Source organism: Vibrio sp. E150_011, from assembly GCF_053544015.1.
The window spans coordinates 216,884-232,470 of the sequence record NZ_JBHFOL010000002.1; the positions used below are offsets into that span (position 1 = coordinate 216,884).

At 45.2% G+C, this 15,587-nt stretch carries 11 protein-coding genes; 4 read left to right on the plus strand and 7 right to left on the minus strand.

Annotated features, from left to right (window positions below):
* Window positions 1-59: 59 nt before the first annotated feature.
* The 3 genes from ACE1OE_RS04185 (at window position 60) to ACE1OE_RS04195 (ending at window position 2,608) form a co-directional block, all read left to right on the plus strand.
* A complete protein-coding gene (locus tag ACE1OE_RS04185) occupies window positions 60-818 on the plus strand; it encodes a glycerophosphoryl diester phosphodiesterase (protein ID WP_449210251.1) in 759 nt (252 codons plus the stop codon).
* Window positions 819-820: 2 nt separating this feature from the next.
* Window positions 821-1,600: a DeoR/GlpR family DNA-binding transcription regulator gene (locus tag ACE1OE_RS04190; RefSeq protein WP_449210252.1), complete on the plus strand. Its 780-nt coding sequence runs from the start codon at window positions 821-823 to the stop codon at window positions 1,598-1,600.
* 363 nt (window positions 1,601-1,963) lie between these two features.
* Entirely contained in the window at window positions 1,964-2,608 is a 645-nt protein-coding gene (locus ACE1OE_RS04195; RefSeq protein ID WP_372060607.1) for a murein L,D-transpeptidase catalytic domain family protein, read from the plus strand.
* Window positions 2,609-2,734: 126 nt separating this feature from the next.
* On the opposite strand, the gene ACE1OE_RS04200 is transcribed toward ACE1OE_RS04195, so the two are convergent.
* Together ACE1OE_RS04200 and ACE1OE_RS04205 are read right to left on the minus strand one after the other, a co-directional pair.
* Window positions 2,735-4,735 carry a methyl-accepting chemotaxis protein gene (locus ACE1OE_RS04200; RefSeq protein ID WP_449210253.1) on the minus strand — a complete coding sequence of 667 codons (2,001 nt, stop codon included), beginning with the start codon at window positions 4,733-4,735 and terminating at the stop codon, window positions 2,735-2,737.
* 288 nt (window positions 4,736-5,023) lie between these two features.
* Window positions 5,024-6,394: a DEAD/DEAH box helicase gene (locus tag ACE1OE_RS04205; protein WP_449210254.1), complete on the minus strand. Its 1,371-nt coding sequence runs from the start codon at window positions 6,392-6,394 to the stop codon at window positions 5,024-5,026.
* A 271-nt stretch (window positions 6,395-6,665) separates the two neighbouring features.
* Here ACE1OE_RS04205 and ACE1OE_RS04210 point away from each other — a divergent pair, with 271 nt between their 5' ends.
* Entirely contained in the window at window positions 6,666-8,045 is a 1,380-nt protein-coding gene (locus ACE1OE_RS04210) for an MATE family efflux transporter (RefSeq protein WP_449210255.1), read from the plus strand.
* A gap of 64 nt (window positions 8,046-8,109) precedes the next feature.
* Here the strand turns inward: ACE1OE_RS04210 and dgcA are convergent, their stop codons facing one another.
* The 5 genes from dgcA to mngB form a co-directional block, all read right to left on the minus strand.
* Window positions 8,110-9,075 (minus strand): N-acetyl-D-Glu racemase DgcA, encoded by a 966-nt coding sequence (gene dgcA, locus ACE1OE_RS04215; protein ID WP_449210481.1) that lies wholly within the window; start codon window positions 9,073-9,075, stop codon window positions 8,110-8,112.
* Window positions 9,076-9,163: 88 nt separating this feature from the next.
* Window positions 9,164-10,168 carry an N-acetyltransferase DgcN gene (dgcN, locus tag ACE1OE_RS04220; RefSeq protein WP_449210256.1) on the minus strand — a complete coding sequence of 335 codons (1,005 nt, stop codon included), beginning with the start codon at window positions 10,166-10,168 and terminating at the stop codon, window positions 9,164-9,166.
* Window positions 10,169-10,368: 200 nt separating this feature from the next.
* Window positions 10,369-11,265 (minus strand): LysR family transcriptional regulator, encoded by an 897-nt coding sequence (locus tag ACE1OE_RS04225; protein ID WP_449210482.1) that lies wholly within the window; start codon window positions 11,263-11,265, stop codon window positions 10,369-10,371.
* A gap of 365 nt (window positions 11,266-11,630) precedes the next feature.
* On the minus strand, window positions 11,631-12,818 hold the full coding sequence (gene manA / locus ACE1OE_RS04230) for a mannose-6-phosphate isomerase, class I (RefSeq protein ID WP_449210257.1): 1,188 nt from the start codon (window positions 12,816-12,818) through the stop codon (window positions 11,631-11,633).
* A 105-nt stretch (window positions 12,819-12,923) separates the two neighbouring features.
* A complete protein-coding gene (mngB, locus tag ACE1OE_RS04235; RefSeq protein WP_449210258.1) occupies window positions 12,924-15,572 on the minus strand; it encodes a mannosylglycerate hydrolase in 2,649 nt (882 codons plus the stop codon).
* Window positions 15,573-15,587: the final 15 nt, after the last annotated feature.

The following is a 15,587-nucleotide window of genomic DNA, read 5'->3' on the forward strand; positions in this document are numbered from 1 at the left end:
GCATTCAAATTGCTTACTTTTAGAGTATTCAAATTAATAGAAGAATAGAGGTATGAGCCATGAAAACGACCGCACATAGAGGCGTATCAAGCATTGCACCAGAAAATACATTGGCGGCGTTTAATCTTGCTAAGGCGTATCATTGTGATTGGATTGAAATTGACGTTCAGTTAAGTTTAGATAATATTCCAATGGTGATACATGACCAAACCATAGACCGATGTAGTAATGGGACGGGGAAAGTCTCATCGATGACTCAAGCAGAACTTCAAACGGTCGATGCAGGCTCTTGGTTTGGTTGGGAATTTAATAAAGAGACAATTCCGACACTTAGCGAAACACTTGAGCTTGCTAAAAATAACGGCACAAAGGTAAATATAGAAATAAAGGCCTATCCTGAAGATGACGTTTTCTTGCTTTGCGATCAAATAAAGGCAGTGATCATTAAAAGCAATATTGAAGCGTCAGATTTATTGTTTTCAAGTTTTGATACCGACGTATTAAAGTATTTAGGTGTTATCTTTCCTGAGATTAAACGTGGTCAACTGTGGAAGCATATTCCTTCGAATGCGAATTATATATTGTTGGCGGTGTCAGCATTTAGCGTGCATTGTGATTATCGGTACCTAACCGATAAGCAAGCAAAATATATTAAGTCACTGGGTTATGAATTATATTGTTATACGCCAAATTGTCCGGAGACAGTCAGTGAATACTGGTATTGGGGTGTAGACATGATGATTACCGATAGACCACAAGCATATATTAATGAAGAAACAAAATCGGTTATTAATGATTATGACCTAGAGGTTATATAAAGATGCCACCATTGAGTATTCGTCAACAAGAGATCGTAGATAAAATACATGGGCAAGAATATTGTTCTATAGAAGAACTTGCCCATTATTTCGAGATGACGACGCAAACGATTCGTCGTGATATCAATGAATTGTGTCGGCTTGGTTTTGCTCGTCGTCATCATGGTGGCGTTGGTTTACCTGTCACTCTCGCCAATCGCAGTTATGTGGCGAGGCAAACGACAAACCAAGATGAGAAGCAAGATATCGCTAAGCAAGTGGCGCAAAGTATACCTAATGGCAGTACGGTATTTTTGGGAATCGGCACCACGATTGCAATGATAGCGGAGCACTTGGTCGCACACCAAGAATTGAGGGTGGTCACCAATAATTTTGAGGCCGCCCATATCTTGTCGCAGTACAACAACATAGAAACATGGGTGCCGGGAGGGCGGGTTCGTACTAATGATAGGGATGTGGTGGGTGATAGCGTCGTGTCTTTCTTTGCTCAGTTTACCGCAGATATTGGTATTATCAGTTGCGCGGCAATCAAGTCGATTACTCCCATGAGAGACAGCCATGGGAGCTCGTTTAATACGCCGTCAAACGAATCTCAAGCGTTCGCTTTTGAGCATGAACTGAGAGAGGCGGTCGTGAGCCAACATATTGTCGGTGGTGCACAAGAAAAATGGCTGGTGGCCAACCGTACAAAATGGCAAGGAAAAGCGAATGCTAAAATTGCCTCGTTGAAGCACTTTGATCGTGTTTTTGGTGTTGAACCCACAAGCGTTGGACAAGAATGAATGGGATTGAATAAAGAGAAGGAGGGTAAGTAATTGAAATATGGTTTATTGAATAGTGATAAACCAGCTTTCTTAGAGAATGATTAAATAAATTCACCGTGCTGGAAAATACTGTTAACTGGGATTTATAAATAGTGTGGCGTGTATTGGTAAGTAATAATAATATCTGCATTATTGAATAACTTAACTTGTTGATTTTAAATAAAGCCGTATATTCAAAGTTATTAAATACACGATTAGTTTCAAATTATTGGTCGAAATATCGCCTAATATATTTAAAGTTAGAAAAATTTAGCGTAATATTGCCTCAATTGTGAGCGTGAGACTTCTCATGCAGTCGTTCTAATTGGTTACTTGGTAGCAATGATTAAACTAAATTTATTTCCTTTATGGGCAATGGTTTTCATAACCAGCCTCATATTTTCAACTAATGTGCGCAGCGAAACAGAAATACCCACAAGTATAGCGAAACGAATATACCAAAGTGCAGCATTAGACGGTGTCGTTGATTTTCAACTATTTAAAGATGCGTACATCGCTTATCGTAAAACCCCAGAGCGTAAAAAATCGTTGCTAACTATCATTGATTATTCAAAACCATCGACTGATAAACGATTCTTTGTCATTGATATGGATAAGAAGTCTTTAGTGTTTAACACTTATGTCTCTCATGGTGTCAATAGTGGCGCAAAACAAGCGACGGCTTTTTCCAATGCGGTGAATTCACGTAAGACCTCATTAGGTACGTTTGTTACTGATACGACGTACTATGGGTCAAATGGCTATTCACTAAGATTAGATGGGATGACAAGTGGTGTGAATGACAATGCCCGTGAGCGTTATATTGTGGTGCATGGCGCGAATTATGCGAATGAGTCGTTCATTAAAAAGAATGGCTACTTGGGGCGCAGTTGGGGTTGTCCAGCTTTGCCAGAAGCTGTCTCAAAAGAGATTATTGATACCATCAAGGGTGGCAGTGTCATTTATGCGAGTTCTAAGGCATCTTGATGCCTAGCCTGCGATGGCGTTAACGGCTTGCCTTTATCTGCATCTTATTCCCACCGCCATTCAGAGGAAAGTGCCACATTGCGCACTTTCCTTTGGTTACTTCAGCATTATTCAATCGCTATCTGACTAAGCATTCAGTTTAAAATCAGACACTTCTTGCACCAGCTCCGACATCCGTTGTTTGACGGTATTCATCTCGTTATGGAGATTCGCGACAGTATGGTTGGTGGTTTCAACCAACGTCAACAAGTTGTCGATATCAGACTCGACGGATAGTGTGGTTTGAGACTGTTCTTCTGATGCGGTAGCGATACTCGTATTGAAGTCGGTGATCTCTTTTACGGTCACAATCAGTGCGTCCATCATATCGTTGGTTTCCGATACTTTCGTTTGAGTCGTGTAACTGGCGTCTCGACTTTGTTGCATATTACCAAACGAGGTTTTAGCGTTGTCACTGATGCTATCCAAAAGATGACGAATGTCTTCTGTGGACTGTTTGCTACGCTGTGCCAACGTTCTAACCTCGTCAGCAACAACGGCAAACCCTCGGCCTTGTTCCCCTGCTCGTGCTGCTTCAATCGCGGCATTTAGGGCGAGTAAGTTGGTTTGCTCAGAGATGGCATTAATATTATCGAGAATCTCGGTCACGTTCACCGTTTGCTGTTCAAGGCTCTCTAGGCACGTGTAAGTGTCGTTAACACTACCAATCAAACGGGTTGTTGTGGCTAACGAGGCTTCGCCGTGTTGGTGACACTCAACCGCTTTGTCTTTCACACTGTCAGCGCTTTGTTGTGCATCGACGGTAATGCTTGCCACTTCTTGGCTGGTCTGAGACATCTCCGTCATGGCTGTCGCAATATTATCGCAGCGTAAGTGGGTTTGTTGGCTGACTTCTTGGGCCTGACTCACCAAGTGACTCATGCTCTTCATCTCTTGTTCCGTGCGATTAGCTACGTCAAGTGATTTACTCAGTGCCTGGCTTAAACTGTCCGTAAGGTAATTAAAATGGTAGGCAATTTCACCGAGCTCATCATTTTTTGAGCTGGTTAGCTTCAAGGTAAGATCTTTATTTTTGGCTATGTGATCGAGCTGTTGAGTGAATGTCGCAACTCGCCTGCGTATCGTGCGAACGGAATGGATAGCGAGGATAGTAAGCGGTACGACAATAAATAGCGCCAATGCAATGTAACCAAAGCGCAAGCGGTTCGCTTGTGTTTCAAGTTTCAATGCCGTGTGAGTGATATCCTGCGCAAAGGCGTCGCGTAATGACTTAATCAATCCGATTCTTTGCGTTGCCAGTGAAAACCATACTTGAGCCGTTGGGCCACTGAGGTTGTCGAGTGAGGCTTTTTGGGCGAGGTATTGCTGTTGTATGGTGTTCACCTCGCGCCATGTACTACTGCGAGTCGCCTGAGTGAGTTGGTGTTGAATATCGCCTTGAAGCAACAGGTTTGCTTGTCGTAGCGCATTTTTTTCTGTTTCTATGTAATTGTTGATATTCGCATAGGAATCTAAAGATGAACGTTTAGCAGCAAATGCACCATTCAGCGCGCCACGTGCTTTTCCGGCTTCTTCTTTGATGACGAGTAATTCTAATAACCCTTGCAGCTGAAGCTTTAGCTGCGTGTCGCTAATTTGAGTAAGAAGGACCGATAAATTGTCCAGTGCTAGGCTATTAATTGCCGTGTAAAAAGCAAAAGGAGAATCTTTGATAGTGAGCGCATCCACTTGAGATCGAATATTAGCGCGTCTCTCAAGTTGTGGCTTGATATCTGCCATCAGGTTGTCAAATAATACCGGCTCGATATGTGCAGGTTGAAAGCGGATAAGATTTTGGTAAGCACGATCGGCATTTTGTCGTTGCTTCCGTAAGGCTTCCACTTGGGCCCCTAAACCTTTGGCTGCCACCACCCCTGCAGTTAGACCACGCTCAACTGCAAACTGATGGGCAACTTCATCATACAAATGAAAGAGTTCTACAGACTCCTGGGATATCTCGGCTTGCGCAACTTGTTCACTTGTTTTGCTGATCTGAATGCCAATTAAAATGATAAGAAGTGATGTTGGAATAAGAAATACAATAAGAATCGTACTTCTTATATTAACTGAGCGAGAAAATCCGAACATGATATAAGCCTTTATTATATATTTGACGCGAATTTAACAAATAATATAAATAAGTGAAAATAGGTTTTCGGGTTAATTTATAGAATGATGATGTGGCGCAATGAGTGTCAAGGTGTTGACGAGGTGTCAAAAAAACACCTACCCATTTAGTGTTATATTTGCAATTCTTTGTCTTCAATAAGTATGTTAATTAACAATAAAAAAGGACCATTAAAATAATGGTCCTTTTTTATTGTTGGTGCTTAATTGTCCCTACCTACTTTATTGATTAGGCAGGGACTTCATCCGCTATTGGGATTTTGGCGCATTGTTGGTCGGTTTTGGACGACGTCTTCTTGCACTATTTCCTGAACGCGTATTGGCGTTGCCGCCTTCTTTGTTCGCAGAGTCAGGCTTACCGAATTGGCGTTGTTTTGTTTTTTGGCTACTACTTGTCGTGCGTTGACCATCCGAATGTTCTGTTCTTGGTTTCTTCGGCTTTTTCGGCTTAGGTGCGCGAGCGCCTAGCTTAGAGGCCGGAAGCGGATGTACGGGTTTGTGACCTTCGATTTCATTTCGTGTCAGCACTTCGCGAATCAGTCTTTCAATCGCGAACAATTCTTTTGCTTCATCGGCACAAACCAATGAATAGGCTTTGCCCGTTTCACCAGCTCGACCAGTACGACCGATACGGTGTACATAGTCTTCAGAAACGTGCGGTAACTCAAAGTTGACTACTTGTGGCAGCTGAGGAATGTCTAAACCACGAGCGGCAATATCGGTCGCAACCAACACTCGGATTTGACCGGTTTTAAAGTGCTCAAGAGCTTTGGTTCGTGCACCTTGGCTCTTATTACCGTGAATGGCCATCGCAGAGATATTCTTGCCTTCTAAAAAGCGAGCAAGACGGTTAGCACCGTGTTTAGTCTTACTAAACACAAGCACCTGTTTCCAATTACCTTGTTCAATGAGCTTAGCAAGGATGGCTGACTTCTGGTTTTTGTCGGCAACGTAAATGCTTTGCTCAACCAATTTGGTGGTTGAGTTTGGCGGGTTGACGGAAATCTCAACCGGATTATGCACCAAGCCTTTTGCTAGGGAACGAATCTCTGGTGAAAATGTGGCAGAAAATAACAGGTTTTGACGTTCTTTTGGTAACAGGTCTAGGATTTTTTTGATGTCGCGGAAAAAGCCCATGTCTAACATGCGATCGGCTTCGTCTAAGACCAATACCTCAAGCTGCGAAAACTTAACGGCATTTTGGCTATAGAGATCAAGCAATCGACCAGGGGTCGCAACAAGGACATCGCAACCCTTACGAAGCTTTTGCATTTGCGGGTTGACCTTAACGCCGCCAAACACAACATTTGATGTCAATGGTAGGTGAGCACCATATTTGACGACACTGTCGTGGACCTGAGCCGCAAGCTCACGGGTAGGGGTTAGGATCAATGCACGAACATGATTACTTTTGGCTTTTTGGCCCGAGCTTAACTTTTCAAGTAGCGGTAAAGTGAATCCTGCAGTTTTGCCTGTTCCAGTCTGGGCAGCCGCCATCACATCCTTGCCTTCGATAATGGCCGGGATTGCTTTTTCTTGAATTGGCGATGCCTTGGTGTAACCAAGCTCGTCGATAGCGCGAAGAAGTGGAACAGATAATCCTAAGGATTCAAAACTCATAGTGGTACTCAATAAGTGGGGTAGGAGAGTGGGAACTCAATATTAATACGTTGAACATAGAGGTATTTTTGAGAGCCCTTATACCCAAAGATAGGGCAAGGCGCGCTATTTTGCGTGCTTTCGTGTCGAACATCAATACAATTCTGAGTTAATGGCGGCTTGAAATTGAGAATAATGACGTTTATATTGTCGCCGCCCCAAGGGCACACCCTAAAAATGCACACTGCCATCCCGCCATTATTGGTGTATTTCTATTGGTGTTTGAACCCCCATGCACACTAAAGCTCGTCCTTTTTTACCCCGTTTTACCCGTGAATCCGGTGCGTTAATGACATTGTCAACGCCAATCATACTCACTCAACTCGCGACCCAAGCAATGGGGTTTGTTGATACCACTATGGCCGGACAAGTCAGTCCTGCTGATCTTGCTGCGATTGCACTTGGCACTAGCCTATGGATCCCTGTATTGCTGCTATTGCGTGGCATTATTATGGCGTTGACGCCAGTGGTGGCTTTTCACCGCGGTGCGCGTGATTTTGACAGCATCTCTGTCGAATTCATTCAGATGCTTTGGTTAGCGTTTATCTCAAGCCTCTTGCTAATTGCGTATCTGCTGAGTGCAAAACCGATTCTAGAATGGATTGGTGTTGCCTCTGAGATTATCCCTATAGCCAGTGACTATGCCTTTGCTTTGGCGTTTGGTGTGCCGGGTATCGCCTTGTTTTATACCCTAAATGGTTTTTGTGAAGGGATGAACAATACCAAGGCCCCAATGATTATTTCGGTATTAGGCTTGTTGGTAAATATTCCGGTGAACTATGTACTCATCTATGGCAAGTTTGGCTTTCCTGAAATGGGCGCGGTCGGCTGTGGTTGGGCAACGAGCTTAGTATATTGGTTGATGTCCGCGCTATTGTATTCCTACATCAAGGGACATCATCACTTTAAAAGTATGATTCGTTTCAATGACGCGAAACCAAGAATGAAAGAGATCAGCCATCTCTTGAGGCTTGGTCTACCTATTGGTATGAATATCGCCGTGTGTGGCAGTATTTTTGCCGTGATTGCTTTGCTGATTGCTCGTATCGGGGCAGAAAACGTTGCGGCGGCTCAGATCGCGTTGAATATCTCGAGCATGACGTATGTTATCCCGATGAGTATCTCTTTTGGTATTACGATCCGAGTGGGTCACGCTTTAGGAGCGAAAGATAACCAAAGCGCACTGGAACGAAGCCAAATGGGTATTGTGGTCGCTGGCTTAATGTCATTGTTATCGGTGGCGATGTTCTTGCTTTTCCCTGACGTCATTATTCGGCTCTACACTACCGATCCTGCTATCAGCGCGACGGCGGCGACACTCTTGGTGTTTACGGCGATGTATCAGTTTAGCGATGCCTTACAAACGTCAGCAAACGGCGCTTTGCGTGGTTACAAAGACACCAAGGTGCCAATGTTCTTAGCCATTGCTTCGTATTGGGGATTAGCGCTACCTATTGGCGTAGTCTTTGGCATGACCGATTACGTGGTTCCTGCAATGGGAGAGGAAGGGTTCTGGGTAGGCATACTCACAGGGTTGACCGTCGCCGCAACGCTGATGTTGTTACGTTTGCGAGTGGTAATTCGAAGACATAACCAAGCCACACTAGGTTAATCAATAATGAATCGAGCCATGGAATGATGTTCTATGGCTCGATTGTTACTAACGCAGTAAAACATTACAGTATGACGGTACCATTTTGATAACTGAGCCCATTTTCAACGTCGCTGCCAAGCAGCACTGGGCCGTCAAGGTCGACGATTTCGGCATTGGTCGCAATTGGCAGGGCAGCTTTCATCGCTAGCGATGAACCTAACATACACCCTGCCATAATATTCAGCCCTAGCGAGCGTGCTTTGGCTTCCAGGGCAAGCGCCTCCGTTAACCCGCCTGTTTTATCTAACTTAATATTAATCATCTCATAGCACCCTAGTAGCGAGTCCAATTCTGCTCGCGTATGGCAGCTTTCATCGGCGCATAATGGGATCGGGTGATCAATGCCTTTCAGTAGTTCATCTCTACCGCTGGGTACAGGCTGTTCTATCATAGTGATATCGAGGGTCGCGAGCTGATCGAACAAAGTCTCAAGTGGCAAATCTTGCCATGCTTCATTGGCGTCGATAATGATTCGAGCTTGTGGGGCGGCGTGACGGATAGCGGTCATCTTTTCAATGACATCGGTGCCGTCTAGTTTGACCTTGAGCAGCGTTGCGCCTTCTTTGACGTATTGCTGGGTTTGTTCAATCATTGTTGCTTTATCGCCAACGGAAACCGTCATTGCCGTCTCGATGCTGGGCTTAATAGCAAAGTAGGGCGATGGAAAAACGTGTCCTTTCTCTTTGGCCTCCAGCGACCATAAGGCGCAATCGATAGCATTTCGTGCGGCGCCGGCCGGACACTGTTGAAGTGCTAAGCGAGCTTCGTGAGGTGTAAGCGAATGAATGGCTTGGCTGAATTGCTGAATTTGTTCCATCACAGACTCTACGGATTCACCGTAGCGGGGATAGGGTGTGCATTCACCTATGGCAACATGTTGTTGATAGCGAATGGTTACGCGTACCACTTCACAATGTGTGCGCGTCCCTCGGGAAATGGTGAATGGCTTAGCCAGCTTAATCGAGTGGTGACGGCTTTCAATATTCATAGCGCCCTTATAATTCATAGTACCCTCATAGCGTAGTGCTTATACAATCGGGAGACCTTCTTACGTGGTGAACTCATACGCGGTGAGTTCATAACGAAGACAGGTGCTCTACAATAGTATCTACCCCAAATCGCACTGGGTCTGTCACGGGAAGGTTAAATTGTTCTTGCCATGTTAAACACAGTTGCTTTGCTGTAGGTTCATCGAGTCGTGAGGTATTTAAACAAATCCCTGCAAATTGAACCTTGGAATTGGTCACACTGGCCGCTAAAAGGTTGGCATCAATAGTCTGCTCTATGGTCGGAAGTGGGGCGTGGGGAAGGTGGCGGATATGCTCACGCCCGATTTCATGGCAAAGGACCAAGGCATCGGGTTGTGCGCCATGAATGAGCCCTAAACTCACGCCAGCATATGAGGGGTTAAACAGTGAGCCTTGTCCTTCGATGATGTCCCACTGATGGTCTAAAAAGCTAGGACTAATGGCCTCGACAGCACCCGAAATAAAGTCAGCCACTACCGCATCCACGGAAATCCCTGTTCCTTCAATAAGAATACCAGTCTGCCCCGTGGCTTTAAATCGACTGTCGATACCTTTGTTATTGAGCGCTTTTTCGATGGCAAGCGCACTGAACATTTTTCCTACGGAGCAGTCTGTCCCAACGGTAAGTAGGCGCTTACCTTGACGTTTTTTACCCGTACCGACGTTCAGGCGTTCGTCGTAATGGCGAACGTCAAATAATTGAGTCACGCCTTGCTCAGCCAGCGCCGCAAGCTCTGGGATATCATTCAATTTTTGATGCATGCCAGAGGCAATATCAAAGCCGAGGTTGGCGGCGCTAATGAGGGTCTCGACCCAGCTTCGTGGGATAAAACCGCCGGCATTTGCCGTTCCGATGACAAGCGTTTTTGCACCGAGCTCCTTGGCTTGAATGAGCGAAAGATTCGTTAGACCTAAAGAGACGGTCTTATCGGTTAGCCTTAATTGACCAAGGCAGACATCAGGGCGCCATTTCACAATGCCACGGGCCGTTTTCGCGGAGAGAGGATCGGTGACATCACCGAGGAAAAGTAAATAGGGTTGAGAGATATTCATGGTGTCCCTTTTGTTAAAGCTACTATGGCGTTGTCATTACGATAGAGCTTAGAAGGGATGAGCGCGAATACTCAGTTGTATGCTGCCTATAACGTTACGTTATGAGCCTTTGTCGTGAATGTATCCCAAAGGCGGTGAGCATCATCGATGAGTGTTAAAACGAAAGCGCGTGGTATTGACTGACCGCAATTGGGGTAAAGCTAAGTGTGGCGGTGTAGTGCGCTTAAAAACTGTTTCGCGGTAATTGACTGTGGATGCACATCACTGGTTAACAGTGACACTGAGCAATTAACCGCTGGGTGTAGGTTGGCAAGTTGTAATGCGCCATGGTTAGCGTATTGCGCTGCCGTCCATGGGTCGACGATTGCAATGCCAGCACCAAGTTTGGCAAGCTCAGCGCCTGCAGCGTAACTTCTTACGGTCAGGGAGGGGCTGAAGCTAGGGGCGACTTGCTCAATCGCGTAGGTCACTTTTTGCCCCAATGGGTCGCGTCTATCTAATGCGATGACGGTTAGGGGGTGTTGCAACAGAGCTTCTAGCGCGACCGATGGAACCGGAGCGCGTTCGGACGGAATTAGGTCATGACAAGGCAGAGGTATGAGCGCTTGCATCGACGTATCAATCAGTAATTGGTGAGAGATACCTGCGGGTGTGTCTTGGCCAAATGTCACGGCAATATCGAGTTCATTATTGAGTAATCCGTCACATAACTCATTTCGGTTGCCTGTGACAAGCTCAACGGAACACTGGTGTAATTGATAAAAATTGGCGACAAGTGGAGCCAGAAAGTGGCTGGCTAACACGGGAGGGGCACCGACACGAATATGTTGTTGGCCTTTCTTAAGCTTGTTCGTTAGCGCCCGAAATTGATCAAGCTGGCCGTAGATGCTCTCGACCTTGGGCAGTAGCGTATTCGCTTCTTGAGTGGCGACTAATCGGCCTTTTACTCGCTCAAATAGCGTGAACCCCAATTGCTGCTCTGTGTGAGCAAGCACTCGTGTGACGTTAGGTTGCGACACATGCAGATTCTTGGCTGCTCCGGACACGGTGCCTGCTTGCATGATGGCGTAAAAGACTTCAAGTTGTCGTAGGTTCACACATAATCCATTGGTCGTCGGCATATTGAGCCACTTTAATGGAATTGGCTCGAATTGAGAATGGCAATTTTTTGTTCGAGACTAGGCGATGAATCGCCATGGTGAGCGTATTAATTTGGAAACAACAAGGCCAATGAAAAAATGATGACAAAAAGCACGGCAACGAGTTTTATTAGTTTTCCGATTTGTGTGGTTCCGCCTTTTGGCGATTGGTTACAGCATCCCATTAGATTGACCATCGTTGAATAAGCATGAGATAAAACTAAGGCCTGACCTAGGGGGAGGGTCAAGCCTTTTTATATCAGAAAAACAGTTAGGGTGTCGTTCATCATTTTGGATGAATAAAACGATAGGGCATCTTGTGATTAATTGTACGCTCTCGCCAATACTCCATTACCTTGATAGTCGTAGCTACCGGTATCATTGCCAATAAAAATAGCCTCGCCTGCAGTGAGTGATATGCATTGGTCTGCGGAGGAAATAGTCGCGTCACCGGCCACACAAAAGATAATCTCAGCGCTACGCACGTATTGTATATCGCGGTTTTCTGTAGCGTTCAAAATATCAAATCCAAAGTCATCGACAGGGATCGGATAGCTGAGTTTTCCGTCCTTGAGTATTGGTTCAAGTTTTATTGTATCTGGGTCCATCGAGGTGAATCGGGTGTTATCGATAAGCTCAGGGACATCAATGTATTTCGGCGTTAAACCCGCCCTCAGCACATTGTCAGAGTTCGCCATAATCTCTAATCCCGTTCCCTTGACGTAAGCATGAGGGGTTTCTGCATGCAAGAACATGGCTTCGCCGGGAGAGAGTTCAATAGTATTGAGCATTAATGGGGCAAATAACCCAATATCGTCCGGATAATGTTGTTTGAAGTCGGCGCTGTACAAGAGCGCTTCACGTGCCATTGCCGTTGCAGATGAGCGATTATATGCCAAATAAAGCTCGTTGAGAGCGGCATCTTTTCGGGCACCGTTGAGTGACATAATGGCAGAGAAGAACTGTTGCAATCCTTCGTTATTTTGGTTGTCTGTTAATGCGGCTAACTCTGAGGAGAGTGACTCGATATTGATTTCATTAAACAGAGCAATGATATGCTTGATTGGGCGAAATCCATTCATCGCTTTATACAGGGTAAGCGCATAAACCAATTCGGGTTTATGGTTAGGATCTTTGTAGTTTCGATTGGCGGCAGTCATGGCAATACCCTGCGCGTTCTCGCGAGCAAAGCCGAACTCTGCTTTATGTTTACTTGGGTGCACTTGAATAGAGAGCGGTGTTTCGGCGGCTAATACCTTAAACAAATAGGGTAAATCGCCGAATCGATTGTCAGTATAGTCGCCCAATAAGCGGGTAGGGTTTTGCGCGATTAACTCGGAGAGTGGTTGCTGGGTTGCGGCTATTTTGGAACAACCACTTGGGTGAATACCCATCCAAATCTCGGCTTGAGGTTCTGATTTTGGGTTAGGAATACCAAAGAGATTAGTAATGGACTCCTTGCTACCCCATGCGTAATTTTGAATAACATTATCTAACTTAAACAAAGACATTTTACCGTTCACTTTTTTTGGTGTACATGTTGTTGCCAGGTAAGAAATCCGAGCAGCATACACTGAACGGATTTCTTATGGTGACTCAAATTAACGAAGAAAATCTTAATTGGAGCATAGCTTCACTTGGAACGTTTTCGCTTGGCAGGCTTTTAGTATGCCCACTGATTCGCTTTCGACGTCAGTCGTGCGTACTTCTTCAGCCAAATTAGTCTCTAGCCATGATGCCACCGGTTGAGTGAACGATACGGTATCGCTTATCTCGTCATTTTCACTAGGGTTGTACATTCTTAGAATGAGCGCATCGGTATCTTCAGCTTTCTTCAAAACACTGAGCACGGCACCTTGTTTCGCTGTATTTAATAGCGAGAATGTCAGTGGCTTATCTTGAGTGCCAACGTTTAGTTTCATCGCGTTGTATGGAATTTTGTTATAGCACTCGATAGGCGTAACGTTATCACGGGCTTCAGCCATGATGTTGGCATCAATGTGATTACCTTCAAAGCCGAAGAGACTAAATTCACATACCAGCTTGCCACGAGTCTGAGACTCTGGTGTTGGGATCTTGATCCCTGATGGTCGCCCTGGACGCAATAAGAGCTCTTCTTTACCGAGCACACCCACGCCACGTAATAAGGTTAATGCGAAGGTGTCACGCGCCTCGTCACCCTTACTGGAGATGACTTCAAATTCACGCAAACCACCAGTCATGATCGCAAGCCCACCTTTGTCGTTTTCTACCGCTGCGACGTTCATCAACTGGTACACAGGAACAGGGGCTTCTTTCCAGCCTTCTTGTTCCCACACGTCCATCGCCGGATCATTGGTTGGGCGGGTAATGAGACCAAATTGGTTATCGGCCACAACGTTTTCAGAGACAAACGGTGTTGGAATTAATACGCGAATACGATGATCGTCGGCTTGGTTGTCCACTTCCATGCGCACCTCGATGCGACGAGAGCCTTGTTTTAATACGACCTGACAGTCGATACCGACAAACCCGTTTTGACCGCTGCGTGCTTCACGTTCTTGAAGGTTTGCGGGCACATTCATTGTGAGCTTGATGCTGGCGACAGATTGATAACCTTCATGAGTGATGTGGGTCTGGGCTTTGAATTCATCAGAATACAGCAACCATTCTTGGCGAGAAGGTGAGTAATCATATTCATCACCGTCGTCAGAGCCTTCTTCAACACGAAGTGCTTGATCGTATGTCATCAAGGTTTCTTTATCGAAGATGGTTAATGTACCGTTATCGTTGACATTGATTCGGTAATATTCATTTTCAAGTAAGTAATCTTTTTGTACTGCAACCTTGGTTTTGCCTTTTTCATTACCTTGAATATGCAGCGTGGTGTACCCCATCGCTGGCACTGCGTATTTGATCTGAATGTCGTATTCGATAAACGGGTCGTAATTGCCATAATGAACAATTTGACGGTCAATTTTACCCGGGTCAATCACTCGTTGGTCTTGAATGAAGTACTCGACTTGGGTGCCATTTTCATCAAATAGGCTGAATTCGTTGGCACGAATGGTAATCGTGGTATTGATGACTTCTTCACGCTCATAAGGTGACAAGTTAAAAAATGCCAGTTTGTCGCAACCCTCACGGGCTGGCATGTGATCAACAATCTTGCGCTTGTAGAAATGAATAAGGTTTGACGCCATATCGTCAGCGAGGATATAGCGGTTCAAGATCTCAGCGTGAACCTTGTCTGAACAACAACAACCGATGGAATCGTGGGCATGGTTCTTCATGCTTTCCTTCCACATTTTTTCGATCAATCCATGATGATACTCAAACCCTAATGTCCAAGCGATTGACGCGAGTGGTTCTAGAATATTAACAATTTTGTTCTCAACTTGAGCATGAATAAGCTTGATGTCCATGCGTGTCGAAGAAATAGTACGGTGGACGCGCATGTATTTGCCGTCATTGAATTCGCCTTTGATAGTATCAAGTTGGTCGCGTTCTTCCTTAATGCGATCAAATACCTCTTCGAAGCGGCTCATTAGGAACTCACGCTCTGGGTAGATTTCACGAAGCTTATCCATGACCTCAAAAATGTCATTTTGGATTGGCATTTGGTCATGGCCGTTTGGTAACAAAATATCCTTTGTCACTGACGGTTTTTCTAATACAGGGAAGTATTTATCTAGGCGAGCGCGCAGGCCCTCTTCGTCTTGAGGAAGGTATTTACCAATCGCGTACCCGAGAGGGAGTACCTGTGCAGCCACTTCTGAGCCGTCATTGGATTGCCATAAGAACTCAGTTTTGTTGGTGCCATGACGCTCCGAACAGCCACGCCAGAACATCGCGGTATCGATGTCAAAGCCGTTATAGATCATCGGTAGTTGTGAGCTCATTGAGAATGAATCCGGTAGGTAACCAATCTTCATTGGTTCACCGAGTTCAAGGCAATCACGAATACCGTAAAGCATGTTTCGTACAATGGATTCTCCCGCCACTTGCATAGTGTCTGTTTGCGAGTACCAAGGGCCGACAATGAGTTTTCCAGCTTGAACCAGTGCTTTTACGCGCTCTTTGTTCTCTGGTTTAATGGCAAAATAATCTTCCAGTACTGCTGTTTGACCGTCTAAAACGTAGTATTTATAGTCAGGGTCATTTTCTAGACGCTGCATGATTTCATCCATGTTGTTCACCAATAGAATTCGAGATTCTTCTGTAGTGAAATACCATTCACGATCCCAGTGCATGTGTGGAGTGATATGAACGCGTGATGTAGTCATTATTGTGTACCTATA